At 43.5% G+C, this 20933-nt stretch carries 22 protein-coding genes and 2 tRNA genes; 11 read left to right on the top strand and 13 right to left on the bottom strand.

What is annotated here, in order from left to right:
* Window positions 1-6 precede the first annotated feature (6 nt).
* From tauD to A2F46_RS04180, 6 genes are all read right to left on the bottom strand, one after another.
* On the bottom strand, window positions 7-834 hold the full coding sequence (gene tauD, locus A2F46_RS04205) for a taurine dioxygenase (RefSeq protein WP_066567100.1): 828 nt from the start codon (window positions 832-834) through the stop codon (window positions 7-9).
* A gap of 49 nt (window positions 835-883) precedes the next feature.
* Window positions 884-1675: a taurine ABC transporter permease TauC gene (gene tauC, locus A2F46_RS04200; protein ID WP_066567098.1), complete on the bottom strand. Its 792-nt coding sequence runs from the start codon at window positions 1673-1675 to the stop codon at window positions 884-886.
* Window positions 1672-2463, bottom strand: coding sequence for a taurine ABC transporter ATP-binding protein (locus A2F46_RS04195; RefSeq protein ID WP_066567094.1), 792 nt, complete (start codon window positions 2461-2463; stop codon window positions 1672-1674). Before A2F46_RS04195 ends, tauC begins: the two co-directional genes overlap by 4 nt.
* Before the next feature lie 4 nt (window positions 2464-2467).
* Window positions 2468-3547 carry a taurine ABC transporter substrate-binding protein gene (gene tauA, locus A2F46_RS04190; protein ID WP_066567092.1) on the bottom strand — a complete coding sequence of 360 codons (1080 nt, stop codon included), beginning with the start codon at window positions 3545-3547 and terminating at the stop codon, window positions 2468-2470.
* Window positions 3548-3789: 242 nt separating this feature from the next.
* Entirely contained in the window at window positions 3790-4425 is a 636-nt protein-coding gene (locus A2F46_RS04185) for a hypothetical protein (RefSeq protein ID WP_066567091.1), read from the bottom strand.
* A gap of 106 nt (window positions 4426-4531) precedes the next feature.
* Window positions 4532-5587, bottom strand: coding sequence for a sulfate ABC transporter substrate-binding protein (locus tag A2F46_RS04180; RefSeq protein ID WP_082783570.1), 1056 nt, complete (start codon window positions 5585-5587; stop codon window positions 4532-4534).
* 1080 nt (window positions 5588-6667) lie between these two features.
* On the opposite strand from A2F46_RS04180, the gene A2F46_RS04170 reads away from it, so the two are divergent.
* From A2F46_RS04170 to A2F46_RS04135, 9 genes are all read left to right on the top strand, one after another.
* The gene (locus A2F46_RS04170) at window positions 6668-6982 is read left to right on the top strand and encodes a multidrug efflux SMR transporter (RefSeq protein ID WP_066567086.1); all 315 of its coding nucleotides are present in this window, start codon (window positions 6668-6670) and stop codon (window positions 6980-6982) included.
* A 131-nt stretch (window positions 6983-7113) separates the two neighbouring features.
* Window positions 7114-8007, top strand: coding sequence for a dihydrodipicolinate synthase family protein (locus A2F46_RS04165; RefSeq protein WP_066567083.1), 894 nt, complete (start codon window positions 7114-7116; stop codon window positions 8005-8007).
* Window positions 8008-8598: 591 nt separating this feature from the next.
* On the top strand, window positions 8599-9702 hold the full coding sequence (locus tag A2F46_RS04160; protein WP_082783569.1) for an ABC transporter substrate-binding protein: 1104 nt from the start codon (window positions 8599-8601) through the stop codon (window positions 9700-9702).
* A gap of 66 nt (window positions 9703-9768) precedes the next feature.
* Window positions 9769-10569, top strand: coding sequence for an alkaline phosphatase family protein (locus A2F46_RS04155; protein ID WP_066567077.1), 801 nt, complete (start codon window positions 9769-9771; stop codon window positions 10567-10569).
* A complete protein-coding gene (locus A2F46_RS04150) occupies window positions 10566-11444 on the top strand; it encodes an ABC transporter permease subunit (protein WP_066567070.1) in 879 nt (292 codons plus the stop codon). The genes A2F46_RS04155 and A2F46_RS04150 overlap by 4 nt, the downstream gene beginning before the upstream one ends.
* Before the next feature lie 18 nt (window positions 11445-11462).
* Entirely contained in the window at window positions 11463-12254 is a 792-nt protein-coding gene (locus tag A2F46_RS04145; RefSeq protein WP_066567067.1) for an ABC transporter permease, read from the top strand.
* Entirely contained in the window at window positions 12241-12678 is a 438-nt protein-coding gene (locus tag A2F46_RS12905) for an ABC transporter ATP-binding protein (RefSeq protein WP_231867700.1), read from the top strand. The genes A2F46_RS04145 and A2F46_RS12905 overlap by 14 nt, the downstream gene beginning before the upstream one ends.
* A gap of 166 nt (window positions 12679-12844) precedes the next feature.
* Window positions 12845-13225, top strand: a complete 381-nt coding sequence (locus A2F46_RS12475) for a TOBE domain-containing protein (RefSeq protein ID WP_231867699.1) — start codon at window positions 12845-12847, stop codon at window positions 13223-13225.
* Window positions 13137-13934, top strand: coding sequence for an HAD family hydrolase (locus A2F46_RS04135; protein ID WP_082783568.1), 798 nt, complete (start codon window positions 13137-13139; stop codon window positions 13932-13934). Before A2F46_RS12475 ends, A2F46_RS04135 begins: the two co-directional genes overlap by 89 nt.
* A gap of 342 nt (window positions 13935-14276) precedes the next feature.
* Here the strand turns inward: A2F46_RS04135 and infA are convergent, their stop codons facing one another.
* From infA to A2F46_RS04100, 7 genes are all read right to left on the bottom strand, one after another.
* Window positions 14277-14486: a translation initiation factor IF-1 gene (gene infA, locus A2F46_RS04130; protein WP_255358747.1), complete on the bottom strand. Its 210-nt coding sequence runs from the start codon at window positions 14484-14486 to the stop codon at window positions 14277-14279.
* 517 nt (window positions 14487-15003) lie between these two features.
* The gene (locus A2F46_RS04125; protein ID WP_082783567.1) at window positions 15004-15543 is read right to left on the bottom strand and encodes a CYTH domain-containing protein; all 540 of its coding nucleotides are present in this window, start codon (window positions 15541-15543) and stop codon (window positions 15004-15006) included.
* Window positions 15544-15561: 18 nt separating this feature from the next.
* Window positions 15562-16113, bottom strand: coding sequence for a dihydrofolate reductase (locus A2F46_RS04120; protein ID WP_082783566.1), 552 nt, complete (start codon window positions 16111-16113; stop codon window positions 15562-15564).
* 26 nt (window positions 16114-16139) lie between these two features.
* The gene (locus tag A2F46_RS04115) at window positions 16140-16934 is read right to left on the bottom strand and encodes a thymidylate synthase (protein WP_066567062.1); all 795 of its coding nucleotides are present in this window, start codon (window positions 16932-16934) and stop codon (window positions 16140-16142) included.
* Window positions 16935-16946: 12 nt separating this feature from the next.
* A complete protein-coding gene (locus tag A2F46_RS04110) occupies window positions 16947-17228 on the bottom strand; it encodes a hypothetical protein (protein WP_066567060.1) in 282 nt (93 codons plus the stop codon).
* 84 nt (window positions 17229-17312) lie between these two features.
* Window positions 17313-18368, bottom strand: coding sequence for a tRNA dihydrouridine(20/20a) synthase DusA (gene dusA / locus A2F46_RS04105; protein WP_066567059.1), 1056 nt, complete (start codon window positions 18366-18368; stop codon window positions 17313-17315).
* A gap of 518 nt (window positions 18369-18886) precedes the next feature.
* The gene (locus tag A2F46_RS04100; RefSeq protein ID WP_066567057.1) at window positions 18887-20110 is read right to left on the bottom strand and encodes a uracil-xanthine permease family protein; all 1224 of its coding nucleotides are present in this window, start codon (window positions 20108-20110) and stop codon (window positions 18887-18889) included.
* A 184-nt stretch (window positions 20111-20294) separates the two neighbouring features.
* On the opposite strand from A2F46_RS04100, the gene A2F46_RS04095 reads away from it, so the two are divergent.
* Window positions 20295-20370: transfer RNA gene (locus tag A2F46_RS04095), tRNA-Thr, on the top strand.
* A gap of 97 nt (window positions 20371-20467) precedes the next feature.
* Window positions 20468-20552 (top strand) — tRNA-Leu (locus tag A2F46_RS04090).
* Window positions 20553-20933 lie beyond the last annotated feature (381 nt).

Raw genomic sequence — 20933 nt, 5'->3', positions numbered from 1 at the left:
TGCGGTTTAATAGGGTTTGTCGCCAATAATGGTAGCACGGTGCATTACTCGGTGCACATCGCCATAGTCGAAGTTGGCCAAATGCTGGGTGATGCGGTTGTCCCAAATGGCCACGTCTCCATTGCGCCAATGCCAACGTACTGCGTATTTGGGTTGGGTACTGTGTTTGAAGAGAAAATCCAGCAAAGCATCGCTTTCGCAGCGAGATAAGCCGTCAATATGGGTGGTAAAACCCTCATTCACAAACAACGCTTTTTCCCCGGTTACCGGGTGGGTGCGCACCAGTGGGTGGCTAATGGGCGGGTTTTTTTGCTTGGCAGATAACAACTTCTGCCGTTCTTCTTCGGTACGTGCGTAGCGGACGTCAGGAAAGGATTTACTGATGTCATGAGACGCGCTCAATCCCAATAGGAGTTGTTTGATGGGTTCGGATAAATCGCGATACGCAGCAGCTGCGCTGACCCACAGCGTATCGCCACCGTAGTCAGGTACTTTCTGGGCGGACAAAACACAGCCAAGAGGTGGCGTTTCAATAAAAGTCACGTCAGTGTGCCACAATTCATTGTCGCGTAAATCTTGTTGGTGGCTGTCCAACACCATAATTTCAGCGGCATCGGGGTGAGGCGGATAAATGGGATGGATGTGTAAATCCCCAAATTGGGCCGCTAAATTCCGCTGAGCCTTGGGTTCTAGGAATTGTTGCCTGAAAAATAAAACATGGTGTTGCAACAGTGCGTTGTGGATCTGTGATAGTGCGGCATGATCGACGAGCCCATTCAAATCAATGCCTTCAATTTCTGCCCCGATATTAGGGGTCAATTGTTGGATATTCATTGTATTTTAACTTTCGAAATTAAATATTCAATTAGTTCATTTGCGTGTTTTATTCGTGGCCATACCAAGGTGCCAATTCTTTTTGTAGATAGCGCAAAGCCAGTTCGATGATTAAGGCGATCAATGCAATCAGAATAATGCCTAGGATAACCACGTCGGTAACCAAAAATTGTGCGGCTGCCTGAACCATTAACCCCAAACCTTGTTTTGCCGCAATCAGTTCAGCCGCCACTAAAGTTGACCAGCCGACACCCAGCCCAATGCGAATCCCAGTTAGAATGTTGGGCAAAGCAGCCGGCAAAATGACGTAGCGGACAATTTGCCAACGCGAAGCGCCTAAAGATTGCACAGCTCGAATTCGGTTGCCAGGTGAAACCAGCATACCCTGGGTAGTGGCAATAATGATGGGCGCCAAAATAGCCAAAAAAATCAGCAAAATTTTGGTGGCTTCGCCAATACCAAACCAAATCACCAATAGCGGTAAATAGGCCAGCGGTGGGATGGGCCGATACAACTCCACTAATGGGTCAATCAGTCCTCTAATCCAAGGGTTGAGTCCCATGGCAATGCCCACAGGGATACCCACAATAATGGCCGCCAGCACCGAGAGCAACATCCTTTGTAAACTGGCTGCTAAATGCTGCCAAAGCGTTGCGTCCATAAAACCAGTTTGCGCTATCACCAAAAATTTTTTCCATACTTGGTTGGGGCTGGGTAAAAACAATGGATCTATCCAATGCAACGCGGTAATGAGCCACCACACCAAAAAAACCGAGCCTATGCTGATGGTGGCTAAAAGATAGCGGTTGGGTTGGCCTCCTGTAAAAGCCCTCGTGTTCATATGGCGACCTCGTGTTGTGCTGGACTGCGTGCCACTAATTTATAAAATAAAGATTCGCGTAATTCGACAAAGGTTTTGTCAGCCTTAAGATGCCGTAGCGATTCTCCTTGGCGCCAACGTTGACTGTAATCCAGGTCCAGTATTTCCAAAATGCGGCCGGGATATGGCGCCATCAGCACCAAGCGTGTGGCCAGTAATAAAGCTTCTTCAATGTCATGGGTGATCAAAACAAAACCAGAGCTGTGTTGACGCCACAGAGACAAAACCAATTCCTGCATTTGCTCACGTGTAAATGCATCCAGTGCGCCAAAAGGTTCATCCATTAACAGGAACTGTGAGTTCACTGCCAGTGCCCGAGCAATGCCAACACGCTGGCGCATACCACCAGACAATGCCCAAATCGGTTTGTCAGCCACATTTTCCAAGCCTACCTGCTGTAGCTTTTCGGTGACACGTTGCTGTCGAGTGGTTTTATCTGTGCCTGCAATATTCAGGCCCAGCGCCACATTTTCAGCCACGTTGAGCCAGGGCATTAAAGCATCGTCTTGGAATACCACCACGCGATCAGAACCCGGTGCGCTAATGGTTTGGCCATTGCTGCTAATGGTTCCGGATGTCGGCGTGATGAATCCGGCCAAGATATTTAGCAATGTCGTTTTGCCACAACCTGAAGGACCAATGATGACAGTGATGCCATCGTCGGGAATGATTAGGTTGATGTCATCCAAAGTGGGTTTACTCTGGCCCGCGAAATGCACAGATGCGCTATTAACTTCAATGGAGGGCATAGCATTACTCCTGCGCCGCTTTAACGAATTTTGAAGTCACGAATTCTGCATAGCTATCTTTTACCGCATCCACTTTGCCTTGTTGTTTTAAAAATAGCGCTGTATTTTTCACGTCTTGGGCAAAGCTGCCGTCAAGTAATTTGGCTTGTTCGGCCAAGTTTGGGTATTGGTTGCCTGAAAGCAATAGCGGTACTTCTTCTGGTTTTGACCCAGTGAGCGCGGCAATTTTTTTGATGTTATCGGCGTTGTTGGCATAGGCCTTAGGATCTTGCTGATAACGTACCACTTGTTTGCCGGTAACTTTGGCAAATTGAGTTAAGAAATCGGGGTGTTTGGCTGCAAAGTCTTTGCGCACAATCCACAAATCATAAGTAGGCGCGCCCCATTTACCCACTTGATCGCTGCTGACCAATACTTTGCCTGTTTCTTTGAGTTTGCCCAGTGCGGGTTCCCATACATAAGCACCATCGATGTCACCTCGTTGCCAGGCGGCGGTGATTTCCGGTGGTCGCAAATTGATGATGTTGACTTGCTTGGAATCAATATTCCAATGTTTCAGCGCTGATAATAAGCTGTAATGTGTGGTTGATACGTAGGGAACCGCAATCTTTTTACCAATCAGTGCTTGAGGATTGTTGATGCTGGGTTTGGTGACCAGAGCTTCCGAATCCCCCAAAATACCGGAAATGTAAAAAACTTCAATGGGCAACCCTTGGCTGGTGGCTGCGGCAAAAGGGCTGGAACCAATATTACCCAAAGGTACGTCGCCGGAGGCTACTGCAGCAATAACGTCTGCACCGCTGTCAAATTTTTTCCAGTTGATTTTGGCGCCGGTGGCCGCTTCATATTCGCCATCTGCTTGGGCTACCTTAGTGGGATCGATGCCGGTTTGGTAGGCTACGGTAATGGCTTCTGCTGATGTGACTGGTTCGCTTGATGATGTATTGGCGGAGGCGTTTCCATTGTTTGCTGTAGTGGGTTTGTTTTGGTGGTTTTGACTGTAGATGAAGGCGGCAATGCCGATTACGACCAATCCGGCAACAATTAGACTGATTTTCTTTTTTTTCTGTGGCTGTGCTGACATTTTCCTGCTCCTTAACGTGTTTTGCGTTTAATGTGTTGTGCATCTTAAAGAGCGGTCAGCCAATACAGAAATAATATTAATTTCTGACTAAATAACTTTTTATTTATAGTATTTATATTTTTAACTATTATTAAATAATGATTTTTTGTTATATAAAAAATGTTTTTAATAAAATAAAATCAGGAACATAGCCATTGCCATGTTCCTGTGGGGTAACGGTGGTAAAGTGGTTGGACTAAAGTTCACGGACTGCTTAAGTACCGCTCCGCCAATTGCTTGAGTTCTTGGGTTTGGGATGAGATATGGGCTTTATTGTGTCGCCACTCGTTTTCCTTTAAATATAAATACCAATGGGCATGTGGCATGCGGCTGAGTTTATGGATGTAGTTTTTGTTTTGCTGCCAAAATTGGCTTAGAAATTGATTGGCGCGCTCACGAAATTGACTGGTCTCGTTTGGGTTGAGAGAGCAGGGAAAAATAGAAAAAGGGACTGAATTCGATAAATCAATTTGTTTGGATGTGGTGATAAAAATATCCAGTGAAGCCTCACCTCTAATGGGTAAGTTACACAATAGACTCTCACTTTTATTGAGTACCACATGGGTTTCCTGTGTGGCCATATGCAAGCCAAAAGACAATAGGTTAGTACTGCTTTGCGGCAGTGTGTTTAATGGTAGATTGTGGTCGGATTCCGTGGCCGTCAAGAAGCCGGGTTGGGTACTGAATAAAAGGATCAATTGCCGCAGTTTGTTGAAATACAATGAGGCGGTCGTGAACTGAACTCCTGCTACGGCAGCGGCAGTTTGGGGCATCACACCGGCAACGAAAAGTTCAATCAATTGGCTTTGTTTGCTCTTGCTTAATCGACTTTTTTGCATGGCTGTTACCTTTAAAGAAAAGACAAGATGAGTGCGCCAGTGGATTTGCCTAAAGTTGCAAAAGGCTGCCTGAATCGGTTTTCAGGCAGCCTTTTGCATTGGACATTTATTTCTTGCTGTATATCTGGTCAAATACGCCGCCGTCCGCGAAATAATGTTTCTGTGCTGCTGTCCAGCCACCAAAGTCTTTGTCTATGGTCACTAAGTTCAAATCCTTGAATTGATGCTTGAACTCATTGGCAATTTTGGGGTTGATTGGACGGTAGAAATTTTTGGCGATTAAGCGTTGTGCATCTTCCGTATACAGGTGCTTCAGGTACTCGGTGGCCACTTCACGTGTTCCTTTGGCATCGACCACGCTGTCCACCACAGCCACAGGCGGTTCGCACAAAATAGACAGGGAAGGCGTCACAATTTCAAATTGATCTGGCGCTTCTTTTAAGGCCAAGTAAGCCTCATTTTCCCAGGCCAGAAGGACATCACCCAAATGTCGTTGTGTGAAAGAAATGGTTGCACCGCGCGCACCCGTGTCCATGATGGGTACATGTTGATAAAGCTTGGTCACAAAATCTTTAGCCGTGGTATCGCTGCCGCCTGGTTGGTGTTTTGCCCACGCCCATGCGGCCAAGAAATTCCATCGGGCACCACCTGAGGTTTTGGGGTTGGGGGTAATGACTTCAACACCATTTTTAACCAAGTCACCCCAATCTTGAATGTGCTTGGGATTGCCTTTGCGTACTAAGAACACAATGGTGGATGTATAAGGCGTGCTGTTGTCTGGCAATGCTTTTTGCCAGTCAGGCTTGATCAGTTGCTTACTTGGGGTATTCAGAGCATCAATATCCCCCCCCAACGCCAAAGTAACCACATCTGCTTTCAATCCATTTTGAACTGCTAAAGCCTGTTTGCCTGAACCGCCATTCGATTGCTGAATATCAACATCTTGACCAGTTTTGGTTTTCCAATATTGTTGGAAGGATTTATTGTATTCCTGATAAAGTTCTCGAGTGGGGTCGTAAGAAACATTCAGTATGCTTATTTTTCCAGTCGGTGCTTTACCTGAATCACTGCCAGATGACGCTGATGAGGTGGTGTTGCTTTGGCCGCAGGCCGCGAGTGCCAAAATCAAAGGGATAGCAAGCCAGTGCGCTGTCGTTTTCATGTTCCGCTCCTTGTTTGTGTTTATGGCGGCAATATAGCAAGCCGAGGTAGCAGGGATTAAATACTGTTTATTTGTTTGCTTATAACCAATGGCCTATTAGAGAGAAAAAGATCGAGTAGCACTCGTCAATAAATAGACGAGTAGGAAAAATTAATTTTAAAATCAAGTTGATAATTTTCAGTGCAACTTGAATCGATGATTCATTCGAATTGGTTGACCAACAGCAGTGATTGCCATTTTGGGGCGGCATCCATTGAATGTGCATCTTCAATGGATGCCGGCGTGATGTTTGGTCTATTGTGTTTTTTAGGAAAATGGATTGGTAAAACTGATTTAAACAATCTTGAATGAAAGTAACAAGGCGCAGATACCTGCTATTGGGTTATATATTAACGGGGTAATTTATGGTGGTTATTATACAGGAGCACGCATATTGGGAGAGTAACCCCGCCTTTAAACATGCTCTGTATATATGAAATTCGAATGGTTTTAAATCCAATCTCAAACAGGGATATCGCTTTTACTGTGCATTGATTTTAAAGTTTAGAACCAAAGTTGGAAGATTATGCCACCTGTTGCTTGTAGTTGTGTAACCATGAAAAATCTTATCAAGTCATCATTGGTCATTGTTGAGAGCTACTAATTTCAGCCTATTAAAAATGGGAGGATTACCGAGGAAATGATGCTGCATAGAGAACGGCAATTCCGGTGTCCGATATTGTATTTTTCCCAGCATTTGATTGTACACACTTAGAACGGGCATACCTTTTGCGATAATAGCGACAAAGAAATACGCCATCACGCAATAATTCGAAGACGTAGTCGAATTCGGCCAAACTCAGAGGCCGTAAAGGAGGCGTTCATTTTGGAATGCTTAGCAGTCATGTCGTGGGCTTATATCCTATGGAACAGAGAAGACGCTAGTTGAAAAAATAAACTGGGTAATGCTAGACACAACCATCCAGACAAAGTTTATAAACCTTGAGAAGATGTAACCATATTGTAGAATATAAGAACAAAAATAGTATTTTGCTTGAATTCTCATTTTGATATTAACCTCTATTGGATATAGGAAATCGCATGGCTTGGTTTTTTCTGATAACAGCAGGCTTACTTGAGATAGTTTGGGCTTATATGATGAAACTCTCTAATGGTTTTTCGCGACTGGATTATGCGTCCATCACCATCGTGTCTATGATTGCGAGCATTGGACTTTTGTCAATGGCAATGAAATCTATTCCTCTGGGTACGGCTTATACAATTTGGACAGGTATAGGTGCCATTGGAGCATTTCTCATCGGTATTCTTTTGTTGGGTGAGGTCGCCAGCCCGATACGTATTTTTGCTGCTGTGCTGATTGTGAGCGGCTTGGTGCTGATGAAGCTGTCTTCCTAGGTAGTTTTATGACTGGCACCATACAATGGGCTTGGGTGACATATGAATTCATATGGCTTGCGCTTATTTATTGCTTGGCTCTCACAACGGGTGGCTGAAGATAATTTATTGGCCAATAAAGGATTTCAATTATGTTCTCAGGTCTTAGTGCATTCTCCTTAACACCGATCTACAAAAATAATGTCGACAAAGTAGCTTTCGCCTCTTTAATTCAGCGGTTAGTGCCATCTGGAGTTGATTCCATTGGTGTTCTTGGCTCAACTGGTTGTTATGCCTATCTTTCAATGAAAGAGCGAGCACAAGCAGCGCGAATTGCAATTGAACATGCAGGTAACGTCCCTGTTATTGTTGGCATTAGTGCGACGAACACCCGGGATGTATTATCCTTGGCTGATGACGCACAAAAAGCTGGAGCTCGTGGCGTGTTATTGGCTCCGGTATCCTATCAAAAGTTAACTGAAGATGAGGTTTTTTCGCTCTACAAGACTGTAACACAGCAACTCTCTGTACCATTATGTATATACGATAATCCTTTGACGACTCATTTCACGTTTACTGATGAACTTCATGGTCGCATAGCGGAGTTACCCAACGTGGGATCCATAAAAATTCCTGCCGTCTCATCAGACCCCATAGTTGCTAAAGCACGCATTGAGCATTTGCGAAATATAATTCCTTCGCACGTTACAATAGGAATCAGCGGAGATGCTTGCGCTGCTTCTGGATTGAATGCAGGCTGCGAGGCTTGGTATTCAGTGATTGGCGGACTATTCCCCGAGATTGCAATGGCCATTACACAAGCTGCTCAAGCCAGCAATGCAGAAGAGGCCACTAGACTATCGAATTGCCTCAAGCCATTGTGGAATTTATTTGCCGAATATGGGGGTAGTCTACGTGTCATCGCAACGGCAGCTGAGTTGCTTGGTTTTGTGTCATCACCAAGTTTACCACCGCCACTGATGTCCATAAAAGGGCATGGTCGTCAGCAACTGGCCGAATTACTGGTCGAATTGAAATTAGGATGACGGTATCAGGAAAATAATGAAAAACGGTTAGACATCATGAAAATTATAAAAAATAAACAATATGGATAAATATAGAGAATAAAACCTAATATTAACTAGGCTTAAATTACTTTATCTCAAATAAATCTAATCATGGTGTGGTGCATATTGCAATCATTGGCGTCTCATATTTTCCTGTCTAATGAAAATTTTATACTGCTTTTAAGTTGGGTCGGTTAGTTTTGACTGCTCAATAAACCTACAGTTTTACTTATTCTGCATTGATTTTAATTCGATATTTCATCGACAAATATTGCCATGCAGCATGCTTTAGAAAAACGATCTATTCAATTGGTATTTTTGGTCAAAATAAAGCATGTGAATGATGTTAGAAATACCTGAGTAATCATATCTTCCTAATTTATTAGAATAATTTTTCATTTTTTATTCTAATATTGTCCCAGTGTACGTTCGGATGCGCCATTAAATCCATATGTTGGTTAAATGTATTCATATTGTTGTCATGGTCTGATGCGAGAATTTCAGATGCTTAATCACACTGAAATATATTTCGTCAATATATAACTGACTTCTGATAAAGGAATCAACAATATGCGATGCGTTCGCTCACTGATGTTTGTACCATTTTTGGTTTTGGCTGCCTGTTCTGGCCAAGATGCGGCAAAAGAAACAGCCAGCCAGCCTGCTCAAGCATCAGCAGCTCAACAACCTGAAACTTTGGATCAAATTATTAAACAGGCCAAAGCAGAAGGGGTGGTGAATAGCTTGGGGATGCCAGATACTTGGGCAAACTGGAAAGAAACTTGGGAAGATTTGAGCAAAGAATATGGCCTAAAGCACCAAGATACCGACATGAGTTCTGCCCAAGAAATTGCTAAGTTTTTGGCGGAAAAAGACAATGCCACCGCCGACATAGGTGATGTTGGCGCGCCTTTTGGCCCTATTGCTGTCGATAAAGGCGTTACCTTGCCTTATAAAACCAGCACATGGGATCAGATTCCTGATTGGGCTAAAGACAAAGATGGCCACTGGGTTATTGCATATACTGGGACCATTGCTTTTATCGTTGATAAACAAAAAGTGAAACAAACACCTACCAGTTGGGCTGATTTAAAAAAATCCGCATATAAAGTCACCATTGGTGATGTTGCTACGGCCAACCAAGCAGTTAATGGCGTTTTGGCTGCCAATTATGCATTAGGTGGCGATGAGAAAGATTTGGCCCCTGCATTGAATTATTTTGCCGATTTGGCTAAGCAAAAACGTTTGAGCATGGCTGATCCGAGCGTTGCTAACTTAGAGAAGGGCGAAATCGAAGTGGCTGTGGTGTGGGATTTTAATGGTCTTAACTATCGAGACCAAATTGATCATAACCGCTTTGATGTTGTTATTCCGAGTGATGGTTCTGTCATCTCTGGCTACACCACCATTATCAATAAATTTGGTAAACACCCTAACTCGGCCAAATTGGCACGCGAATTTATTTTGTCGGATAAAGGCCAGCAAAATCTGGCTCGTGGCTATGCACGTCCGATTCGTATTGACCATGTACAGATTCCTGCTGATGCGCAGAAAAAGCTGTTGCCACAAGAGCAGTATAAAAACGCCCATCCTGTTAAAAACGCCAGTGTTTGGGAAGCGTCTGCTAAAGCATTGCCTGCAATGTGGCAGCAAAAGGTGTTGATTAATCAGTAATCTTGTTTGAACCGCTTTCAGGCAGCATTAGGCTGCCTGAAAGTAAAAAAGATAAAGTTAAAAGCAATGAATAAAGTTATTTTAGTGGTGTTGGATGGATTAAATGCCGATGTGGCTATTCATGCCATGGGATTTATGCAAGCGTTGTGTGAGCAAAAACAAGGTCGATTTTATACACTATCTTGTGAATTGCCTTCAATGTCGCGCCCATTGTATGAGTGTATTTTGACGGGTGTAGAGCCGGCTAAAAGCGGTATTTATAATAATCGCATTAATCATTTATCACAGCAAAAGAGCATTTTTCATTATGCACGCGAAAGCGGATTACGCACGGCCGCCGCTGCTTATTATTGGGTAAGTGAACTGTATAACCATACACCATTTGACGCTGCTCAAGACCGCCATGTCGCAAATGAAGCATTGCCTATTCAATATGGTCATTTTTATTATGAAGACCACTATCCTGATAGTCATTTGTTTGACGACGCGGAGCATTTACGTCGCACTTACGATCCCCATTTTTTACTAATCCACCCGATGAATATTGATGACGCAGGCCACCGTACTGGTTTGGATAGCCATGCTTATCGCAACAGCGCCCGTATGGCCGATATGTATTTATCGCCGTATTTGGCTCAATGGATTACTGCAGGCTATCAAGTATTGATTACCAGTGACCACGGCATGAATAATGATTTAAGTCATGGAGGTACATTGCCAGAAGAGCGGCGTGTTCCTTTGTATGTTTTTGGCGATGCTTTTTCAATGGCAGACACTGCCATCAAGCAAACACAGCTTTGTGGCACCGTGTGTTCATTGCTGGGAGTACAACATGATAAACCTGCTTGTCCTGGATTATTGAAATGAAAGCCGCTACGGGTAGCACGGCTGTGATAACGTCAACGCAAAAGACCATTTCTCGCCGTTGGTTGGATTATATGTTGGCTGCACCTTTTGGTTTGCTGGTTTTGGCCTTTTTACTGGCACCATTGTTGTGGGTTATTGTGCATGCTTTCCAAAATGACACAGGACAATGGAGCCTGGCCAATGTTAAGTCTGTATTCACTAATGCATTTTATGCACAATCGATCACACTATCGTTGAAAATCAGCTTATACAGCAGTGTTATAGGTTTGATTGTCGGCTTTCAAGGTGCGATTTCTTTGTATGCTATTCGCCATACTAAGTTGGGTAAATGGCTGATTCCCATTAATAGTTTACTCAGCAATTTTACTGGTGTGCCATTGGCTTTCGCGATGATGATTGTGCTGGGTAATGCTGGTGTGCTCAACTTATTGGTACAACATTTTGGGATGACCACACTGCTGGATATCTACTCTTATGCTGGCATGATGCTGACCTACATATATTTTCAAATACCTTTGGCGATTTTGCTGTTGTATCCAGCGATTGAGAGCGTGAAAGCAGAATGGCAGGAGAGCGCTTATTTATTGGGTGCCGGGTTTGGACGTTATTTTTGGCTGATTGTGTTGCCAGTTTTGATGCCCGCTTTATTGGGAACCTTGGTGATTTTATTTGCCAACGCATTGGGTGCATACGCAACCGCTTATGCTTTAACTTCAGGCAGCTTTAATATCTTGCCGATTCGCATTGCGGCTTTGATTGCAGGCAATATCAGCCTTGAGCCCAATATGGCAGCGACATTAGCGCTGGTATTGGTATTGTTGATGTTAATGGCAACGGCGATTCATCAATTTTTATTGAAAAAATATCAGGCCTAATCGGATGGTGGTGTAATCATGAAAGCCAAACGTTTTCACTATTTATATTTATTGATTTTAATCGGTGCATTGCTGATACCCGTGTGGGGCACGTTGATGTATGCCATAGCTGGTGAATGGTCACGCAGCATTCTTCCCGATTCTTGGACACTTAATTGGCTGAGCCAAATTTGGCAGGATGACCGATTCATCAAATCTTTGTGGTCTTCTGTTGCCATTTGTGTGTTTACCGCTTTGTTGAGCATTGTTGTGGTATTTCCCGTTGTATTGGCGGTTCATATTAATCATCCACGCTGGGAGAAATGGCTTAATGTGGTATTGGTATTGCCATTTACGCTGCCACCTGTGGTGGCCTCTGTGGGGATTTTGCAGCTTTATACACACATGCTCAACTCAGGTTTGGGTACTTTTATTGTCTTGATTGGGTGCTACTTCACTATCGTGATGCCATTTGTATATCGTTCATTAGACAATAATTTTCGATCATTAAATGCCAAAGAATTAATGGATGCATCTGCTTTGCTAGGCGCTTCTTATTGGCAAAGCATTGTGAATGTACTGCTGCCGAACCTGAAAAAGGGCGTGATTGTGGCATTTTTTATTGCCATCTCGTTTTTAATGGGTGAATTTGTATTCATTAATATTTTAGCCGGTGGTTATTTTGAAACTTTACAGGTTTATTTGTATACCTTGAAAAATAGTTCCGGCCATTTAAGCAGCGCTGTGGTTATTTCTTATTTTGTTTTATTGCTGATACTCACCGGTGTAGTGAGCTGGTTAAGCCAGGAGAAAAAATATGTTACAGATTAAACAAGCCCACAAAATTTTTGGTGATCAGGTTGTGATCGATCATTTGGATCTTACCATTCAAGACAATCAATTAGTGACCCTATTAGGGCCCAGTGGCTGTGGTAAATCAACTTTGCTGCGTTGCATTGCTGGTTTGGAAAATTTAGATAGTGGCACAATTGAATTAAATGGGCGCGATATCACCCGGGCTAAACCACAAAAAAGAGATGTGGCAATGGTCTTTCAAAACTATGCCTTATTTCCCAATATGACTGTAGCCGACAATGTGGCATTTGGCTTAAGAATGAAAAAAATCAAAGGTGAAGAACGTCAGCAAAAAGTAGCACGGATTTTAAAGTTGGTAGAGCTGGATGCTTTTGCCACGCATAAACCAACTGCATTGTCTGGTGGCCAGAAGCAGCGCGTGGCTTGGCACGCAGCTTAGTGATGGAACCTGAGCTTCTGTTGTTGGATGAGCCTTTATCTGCCTAGATGCACGTATTCGTAAAAATTTACGCAGCCAAATTCGCGATATTCAACAAGAGCTCAAATTAACCACTGTATTTGTCACACATGATCAGGAGGAAGCTCTGGCCATTTCTGACCAAGTGGTGCTGCTCAACAAAGGTAAAATTGAACAACACACCACACCTGAACAATTGTATAACACCCCAAATACATCTTTTACGGCCCAATTTGTGGGTAATTACAATATGGGATCATATCCTTCATTGCGCCCCCACGTAAATGGGGTACTGGTGATACGCCCTGAAGCAATTCAAATCGACAAAGAGCAGGGGCATATCCCTGGCGTGGTGATTAATCGTACTTTACTGGGCGGTGTGGTGCGTTATACGGTCAAAACACACCAAAATGAGCACATCTTGGTAGATGTTTTAAATTATGGGCCGTTGTGTCACTTGTCTGTACAAGAGTCCGTTTTTCTTACAATTCCTGACAGCGAGATACTGGAATTGCAACAAAGTGCTTAAGTTTTTTTTAAATAAAGTATTGTATATGCGTAAGCTGGCGATTTTTGATTTAGACCACACTCTGATTGCTTGCGATTCTGATCAGGCATGGGTGGCGTATTTGCATCAGCAACATTTATTGGATGATATTTTTGTAGAAAAACACAATGGATGTTATCAACGTTATGCTGATGGCACAATTGCCACTGCAGATTTCGTGCGCGCGCAGTTAAAGGTGCTCGCACAAATACCTAAATCGATTTTAGATCAACATTTGGTGGTGTTTTTAGAGCAAGTGATTGCTCCGAAGATTTATCCTGAAAGCCGCCTATTGATTCAGCATCACCAAAACAATGCCGATGATGTTGTGCTGATTTCAGCCACAAACCATTATTTAGTGGCGCCCATTGCTCAATTGCTAGGGATTAGGGACAGTATTGGTATTGTGGCAGAACAAGATGATAATGGTAATTTTACTGGTCATTATGTAGGCACCCCTAGTTTTCGTGATGGCAAAATTATTTGTTTACAAAACTGGCTTCTACAAAAAAATAGATCGTTGGGTGATTATGAAGAAAGCCATTTTTACAGTGATTCAATTAATGATCTGCCATTATTGCAAATGGTTTCGCATCCCCATGTTGTTAATGGGGACTCTAAATTGAGTGATATCGCACTTGCTAATGGTTGGCAGATGAGTGAGTTTCTAAAAAGTGGGGACGGAAATTGATGGTTTTAGGCTAGTTAGAACTTATTAATACCCATACTATAATTACGGTACTTGTTTTGGTTTGTCTACCTAAGTGATCTAACACGTTTGGATATACAAAATTATAATAATAAAGAGTTGGGAAAGAAAACAGGAATATAAATACTCATTCCCTGTGGCAAAATATTAGTGGGTGAATGGCAGTTGCCTAAACTATTAGGTTTGGCATTGTGTGGACATTTCATGGCGTTAGAGCTGTATGCAAAACCCAGTTTTAGGGCATTTACTAGAGATAAAAGGCAAGCCAGAATTGCTGATTTGATGAGTCAGGGCCATCAAAAATTAAATGATTAACATGTTGCATTAATGCGGTGCTGATCGCATAGGTGCGGCATGGCGGAAATTAATTCGACTTTTACAGAGATCGTAGTCAGACATTTCCACCGTGACTGCATCACCTGCACCAATACAGATACTGTGCTTCAGTATTTTCCCTGAAGTGTAGGCAATGATTTGATGGCCGTTTTCCAAGGTCACCAAAAAACGCATATCGGGAAACACTTCATTCACAATGCCTTCTAATTTTAATCATTCTTCTTTGGCTATACCGTCTTTCTAATCGAAAATCCATTAGCTCGAAGGTAGTAAACTTAGGCGATACGCAATGCGTCTCAATCATCGCATGTGGTGCCCGATAGAACATTTTTGATGTGGATTGAATCGCTATTGCGTGTTGCTTTGGCCAGATAAAAAATGCAAACCTGCACAATTATTCGGAGATGCTCCAACTCAATTGAGTACATCAGAATAAGCATATCAGCATATGCATTTAGCCGTCAGTTTGCCACGATGCCTATCATCAGCAATCAACAGTTAAGCATCAATTTATCCTGAATTAAAAATCCGATGACGGCGCATATGCAATCAATTTTACCTCTCAATGATGTGCAGAAGTAGACCAACTTTTCTGGGACATTAAAGTCATTTGGTGATTTCCCGATTGAATCATGACAGATTTAGCGGAAATGAGATATTTATGCTTATGCTTCTGTGCTGCAGAAGGATGGGCTGCCCTAAAAAGGCTAATGAACTACATTGCGCAAAATAAAAAGCATGGACCCATTATGATGGTATTTTGCGTACTAGAATGGGAATGACTGTTTTCAGGCCAAGTTTGATAAGGATGCAATACCAAATTATTGTTGAAATAACGTGTATCGTTGGATACTTCTTTTCCCACCCAATTGGGTTTAGCAAAAATAAAATGACTATTGGGCACTTCTATTTCAGCGATCACCAAGCCAGCATTGCTGCCCAAGAACTCATCCACTTCCCAAGTCAACATATCTTGGGCGATTCGATAGCGATACTTTTCAATGATGGGTTGTTCTGCCAATTCATTAATCATCTGTTTGGCATCTTTGTGGGGAATTTCATATTCAAATTCCAATCGACTAAGACCATGATTGAGTCCTTTAACCGTTAAATAGCCACGATCACCAATGGTGCGCACTCGGACCGTTCTTTCTTTCACCGTATTCAAATAGCCTTGACGGTATAAAATGCCGGTAGTTTGGTTTTTCCATTCAGAACCAATGACCAAAAATTTGTGTTCAATTTCCAAAGCCATGAAGCGCTTCTTTCATAATCAATGTTCAATGCCTTTTAGGGTATTGGCAACTGGTGTTGTTGGTGGCTGATGCAGAAAGTCTGTCCGGGTGTAGTGCACAAAATCAAATACCAGTCCATTTTTGGCACTAACGTGGGTGCTGCGGCTGGACTCCCGCCATTGGTTAATGGGAAACGCTGGAAAAAATGCATCACCTGAAACGTTGGCATGCACTTCAGTTAAGCGCATATCTGTGGCCAGCGGTAATGCTTCAGCATAAATTTGCGCACCGCCCATAATAATGATTTCAGGGACATCAGCCAGCTTGTTTAAGGCTGCCTGAAGACTGTGAACGGTGTCTGCACCCGACTCTTGCCAGCTTGCTTGCCGAGTAATGACAATATTTTTTCGCTCAGGCAATGGCTTCCTGGGTAGAGAATCCCACGTTTTTCGCCCCATGATCACGGGTTTTCCCAAGGTGTATTGTTTAAAAAATGCAAAATCTTCTGGGATATGCCAAGGCATCTGATTTTGATGACCAATACAGCGATTACTGGCCAACGCGGCAACCAGGGTGATTTGTGATGTCATGATGTTCTCACAATCGCATACTCAATCTAAACGGCTACTGCTGCTTTGATGTGTGGATCAGGCTCATAGCCTACCAGCTCGAAGTCTTTAAATTGGAATGAAAATAAATCATTGACTTCTTTATTTATTTTCATTTTTGGTGGCTTTTTCGGCGTGCGTGTTAATTGTAGTTTTACTTGTTCGAAGTGGTTTCGATATAAATGAGCATCACCCAACGTGTGAATGAACTCTCCTGGCTGAAGGCCCGTGACTTGTGCCACCATCATGGTTAATAAGGCATAACTGGCTATATTGAATGGAACGCCCAGAAAAATATCTGCGCTGCGCTGATAAAGTTGGCAGGATAGTTTGCCGTTAGCTACATAAAATTGAAACAGGCAATGGCAGGGTGGTAGTGCCATCTCATCCACCAAAGCAGGGTTCCACGCTGATACAATTAGGCGCCGGCTATCTGGGTTGTTTTTGATTTGGGTCACCACATTGGCTATCTGGTCAATGTGGCGACCATCGGGCGCAGGCCAGCTGCGCCACTGGTATCCATAAACAGGCCCTAAATCGCCATCGGCATCGGCCCATTCATCCCAAATGCGGACCTGGTTTTCTTGTAAATAACGGATATTGGTGTCACCGCGTAAAAACCACAGTAATTCATAAATAATCGAACGCAAATGCAGTTTTTTGGTGGTGAGTACGGGAAAGCCTGCCTGTAAATCAAAGCGCATCTGATAGCCAAATACCGAGCGCGTACCTGTGCCAGTGCGGTCTTCTTTGTCCACACCGGAATCCATCACATGACGCATTAAATCCAAATATTGTTGCATGAAAGCTGGCCTTTAAAAATGAGATGCATTGATTTTAACCACGGTGTCCGTTTCTCCATGAACATCAGCAGTCAGTACTGCGGGCAAATTTGTTTCTACGATAGCCACACACAGCCCACGACTCGTGACTTGGGCAATTTTACCTGAAGTTGCCCTGACAATGTGTTCGGTTTCTGATGTAATGCGCGCAATACGCTTGCAGGATTGGGTTATGGCAAATGCCTGTGCAATTTGCGGGCCTTCATCACGCTGTAAAGTGGGTTCTGCGACTGTATTCCCGGCTTGTATGGGCATAATTTGACAGATTTTCAGACAAAATTTGGATGCCGTTATGGTGTTCCTTTTAAGATCAAGCTGTTTGCTTGTTGCACGGCTGGTTTAAGTGTTGCGCGTCGTCAAACTGAGCTCTTTGTGGCTGGCTTCATCCGCCATAGCCGCCCCAGCGGCTTGAATCAAATCTGGGTTATTGTATTTAAGTAATTGAGCATCTGAAAGCATGCGCCGCCAAACACGGGCCCCAGCCAAACCATGCATCAAGCCCAAGTAATGCCGCACAATCTGGCGCAATGCCGCGCGGTCATCAGCACGCAATTGTGCTTGGGCATAGCGATGCAATTTTTCTACCAGCTGTTGGGTGGTGATGGACGCTTGTTTGGCACCATAAAATAAAACATCCCAGTCGCGCATCAGCATGGGATTATGGTATGCCTCTCGGCCCACCATCACGCCATCTACGTGTTGTAAGTGGGTGCTGATTTCGGTGTTTGTTTTGATGCCACCATTAATGATGATTTCGGCGTCTGGAAACGTTTTTTTCAAACGATAAACATAATCATAGCGCAAAGGCGGGATATCTCGATTTTCTTTCGGCGATAAGCCATCTAGCCATGCATTGCGTGCGTGTATGATAAATGTGCGGCAGGCGGTTTGAGCCAGTAGGGTACCCACAAAATCTTCCAGAGGCGCGTAATCGGTTTGCCGGTCTAAGCCGATTCGGTGTTTGATGGTGACGGGAACATCTACTTGTGCTTGCATGGCATTCAAACACACAGCCACTAATCCAACATCATTCATCAAACAGGCACCAAAAGCACCTTTTTGCACCTTAGGACTGGGGCAACCGCAATTGAGATTGATTTCATTGTAGCCAAAATTTGCTGCTGTGCGTGCAGCAGCGGCGAGTTCTGCGGGATCGCTGCCGCCCAGTTGCAATGCCAGCGGTTGCTCGCCTTCATTGAAGGCCAATAAGCGGCTTGCATCGCCGTGATTAATGGCATTGGCATTAATCATTTCCGTGTATAGCCAAGCATGCTGTGTGATTTGACGGGCCATAAAACGATAGTGTTTGTCGGTCCAATCGAGCATGGGGGCCACAGACAATCTGCGCGAAGGTATGACTTTCGCTTGGGCCTGTGTTTGTGCTGATGAAATCATTTATCTGTTTTTGTATTATTATCGTGGTGTTTAGATGATGTTTGCGGCAATATCCATTGCGTCTTGCTGAGCCATGACATTTTGATCTAAGCGCAAAACCGCTTAAGTTATTTGCCAACAAAATGCAATGGCTGCCTGAAGATTTTAAATGTTGTGTTGGATTTTAACCGTTCAAGCGCATTTAGTAAAAAAGTGTGGTTAATATACCGATTAGCCACTATGGGATAATATTGAGTGGATTTGTATATTTTTACGTGGTTTATACGGAGTCACGGTGATGCAATGTATTTCATTGGCGCTGGGCATCATTATTGGTGCTCATCCATATGCTGATAAAGGTGGATTGTGGCATGTGGTGATTGGCATCCGCTAGAGAAAAGTGAATGAATGCAATTGTTACTTTTCTGATAGATGCATACTATTTTTTAGAATTATGATTAAAAAAGCGCTGATTAAATATAAAATCCACTTGAGCATGGAATAGGCTGCCTGAAAAATGCAGGCAGCCACAATGTGAATCAATCTGTTTGAGGATTGCGATTAGGCAATACCAAGTTCAGCAAAATCGCCAATAGTGCACACAAGCCCACTCCTGCAAAAGCCATGGTGCCGAATTTCACCACCATGCCGCCCACACCCACGGTGAGAACAGAGCTGACAATCACCAAATTTTTAGGCACCATCAAATCCACTTTAGCATCAATCAATGTTTTCAAGCCCAATGAAGCAATGGTCCCGAACAACAGAATCATGATGCCGCCCATCACCGGCATGGGAATTGAAGCTAGAAACGCATTGAACTTACCAAAGAAAGCCATGCAGATGGCAAATACTGCAGCCCATGTCATGATGACAGGATTGCTGTTTTTGGTAATCATCACCGCACCAGTGACCTCGCCATAAGTAGTGACCGGTGGCCCACCAATTAACCCTGCTACGCAAACGCCCAGCCCATCACCGGTTAAGGTACGGTGCAGGCCCGGGTCTTTAACATAATCATTGTTCGTCACTTTCCCAATAGCCATGATGCCGCCAATGTGTTCAATTGCTGGTGCAATGGCGACGGGAAGCATGAACAAAGCTGCTTGCCAGTTAACTTCGGGTGTTTCAAAATGGGGCACAGCAAACCATGGGGCCGCCACGATACCAGATATATCAACCATGCCTGTAGCTAATGCCATCAAATAACCCGCAGCCACGCCAATTAAAATCGGAATCAAGCGCATCATTTTACTGCCAAATACACTAATCACTACAGTGACTGCAAAGGTAAAGCCAGCCAACAACAGCGAGTGTGTATAGTCCATAACTTGCTTATCACCTGATTTGCCCATCGCCATACCGCTAGCCACCATGGCAACCGATAGGCCAATCACCATAATAACGGGGCCAATGACCACAGGTGGTAATAAGCGGTGAACAGCTGCTAATCCACGCCACTTAATCAGTGCGGCAAACACAAAATACATGAAACCAGCTGCAAATAAACCAAACATGGTGCTGGGCAAGCCCCATTCATGGATGGCATAGATGATTGGGGCAATAAAAGCGAAGGAAGAACCGAGGAAAATAGGGACTTTGCGTTTGGTACACAATTGAAATAACAAGGTACCAATGCCTGCGCCTAAGAGTGCCAGAGCTGGGTTGAGGCCGGTGAGCAAAGGTACCAATACCATTGCACCGAACGCCACAAACAAAATTTGAGCACCCGATACTGCCAATTTGAGTTGATGAGCAATCATGGTTATTCCTTAATTTTAGCGAGCCGATTATAACGGATGTATTGTTTTATTTACATTTGTAGATTTAATGTAAAGGCTGCCTGAATATTTCTATTGTTAAATCAGTGGGGTGTGATGCGGTGGTCAAATAAACCCATAATGGCCTTGTCAAATTGAGCTAAATTGCGCATAATGCGCCCTCGTTGCCGGTATAGCTCAGTTGGTAGAGCAGCTGACTTGTAATCAGAAGGTCCCGAGTTCGACTCTTGGTGCCGGCACCAAAATAAAAAAAGCAGTGCAATCATCGGAGTGGTTGTGCTGTTTTCATTATTAAGATATCGAAATTAGATTCAATTTTGCTTTAAGTTTTAAATCAATGCGGATGTGGCGAAATTGGTAGACGCACCAGATTTAGGTTCTGGCGCCGAAAGGTGTGAGAGTTCGAGTCTCTCCATCCGCACCACACTAACCCCAAATGGGGTTATTTTTTTGTCTACGATAATCAACCAACATCAACACAAGCCAATATACATAATGGTTGCATCGTGAACTGCCCTTGTATGATAGTCAACCAACATCAACCAAAGATCCGATGAAACACCGTCTACGGTATCTTTCTGCGCAGCAAAACAATCTCGCGACAATCATTCGACATGAGTCTTTTGGATTGAGTTATGTTGAAAATATAAATAATTTGGTTGCAGTCTTATTGGGCAGCCTTGAGGACAAATTATTTCGCCACCAGAGTGCTAATTTTTCTTTTGTCTTATTATCTTTTTGAAAATTGCAATTTGAGCATTTGGTTATTGCGTATTGTGCGGGGTAATACGGCAAATTTTCGTGA

Source organism: Snodgrassella sp. CFCC 13594, from assembly GCF_001590725.1.
Taxonomy (GTDB): Bacteria; Pseudomonadota; Gammaproteobacteria; order Burkholderiales; family Neisseriaceae; genus Snodgrassella.
The sequence above is the reverse complement of the archived record's forward strand: the minus strand, read 5'-3'. Positions and strand labels throughout refer to the sequence as shown.

Excerpts from the sequence above, each read along its gene's own strand:
- A2F46_RS04195 (WP_066567094.1), bottom strand. The coding sequence starts at position 2,463 with ATGCCCTCCATTGAAGTTAATAGCGCATCTGTGCATTTCGCGGGCCAG.
- A2F46_RS04120 (WP_082783566.1), bottom strand. The coding sequence starts at position 16,113 with ATGACATCACAAATCACCCTGGTTGCCGCGTTGGCCAGTAATCGCTGT.
- tauC (WP_066567098.1), bottom strand. The coding sequence starts at position 1,675 with ATGAACACGAGGGCTTTTACAGGAGGCCAACCCAACCGCTATCTTTTA.
- A2F46_RS04185 (WP_066567091.1), bottom strand. The coding sequence starts at position 4,425 with ATGCAAAAAAGTCGATTAAGCAAGAGCAAACAAAGCCAATTGATTGAA.
- A2F46_RS04110 (WP_066567060.1), bottom strand. The coding sequence starts at position 17,228 with ATGCCCATACAAGCCGGGAATACAGTCGCAGAACCCACTTTACAGCGT.
- A2F46_RS04160 (WP_082783569.1), top strand. The coding sequence starts at position 8,599 with ATGCGATGCGTTCGCTCACTGATGTTTGTACCATTTTTGGTTTTGGCT.
- A2F46_RS04150 (WP_066567070.1), top strand. The coding sequence starts at position 10,566 with ATGAAAGCCGCTACGGGTAGCACGGCTGTGATAACGTCAACGCAAAAG.
- A2F46_RS12905 (WP_231867700.1), top strand. The coding sequence starts at position 12,241 with ATGTTACAGATTAAACAAGCCCACAAAATTTTTGGTGATCAGGTTGTG.
- A2F46_RS04180 (WP_082783570.1), bottom strand. The coding sequence starts at position 5,587 with ATGAAAACGACAGCGCACTGGCTTGCTATCCCTTTGATTTTGGCACTC.
- A2F46_RS04145 (WP_066567067.1), top strand. The coding sequence starts at position 11,463 with ATGAAAGCCAAACGTTTTCACTATTTATATTTATTGATTTTAATCGGT.
- A2F46_RS04100 (WP_066567057.1), bottom strand. The coding sequence starts at position 20,110 with ATGATTGCTCATCAACTCAAATTGGCAGTATCGGGTGCTCAAATTTTG.
- tauD (WP_066567100.1), bottom strand. The coding sequence starts at position 834 with ATGAATATCCAACAATTGACCCCTAATATCGGGGCAGAAATTGAAGGC.
- A2F46_RS04155 (WP_066567077.1), top strand. The coding sequence starts at position 9,769 with ATGAATAAAGTTATTTTAGTGGTGTTGGATGGATTAAATGCCGATGTG.
- A2F46_RS04125 (WP_082783567.1), bottom strand. The coding sequence starts at position 15,543 with ATGGCTTTGGAAATTGAACACAAATTTTTGGTCATTGGTTCTGAATGG.
- tauA (WP_066567092.1), bottom strand. The coding sequence starts at position 3,547 with ATGTCAGCACAGCCACAGAAAAAAAAGAAAATCAGTCTAATTGTTGCC.
- dusA (WP_066567059.1), bottom strand. The coding sequence starts at position 18,368 with ATGATTTCATCAGCACAAACACAGGCCCAAGCGAAAGTCATACCTTCG.
- A2F46_RS04115 (WP_066567062.1), bottom strand. The coding sequence starts at position 16,934 with ATGCAACAATATTTGGATTTAATGCGTCATGTGATGGATTCCGGTGTG.
- A2F46_RS04165 (WP_066567083.1), top strand. The coding sequence starts at position 7,114 with ATGTTCTCAGGTCTTAGTGCATTCTCCTTAACACCGATCTACAAAAAT.
- A2F46_RS04170 (WP_066567086.1), top strand. The coding sequence starts at position 6,668 with ATGGCTTGGTTTTTTCTGATAACAGCAGGCTTACTTGAGATAGTTTGG.
- A2F46_RS04135 (WP_082783568.1), top strand. The coding sequence starts at position 13,137 with ATGGGCCGTTGTGTCACTTGTCTGTACAAGAGTCCGTTTTTCTTACAA.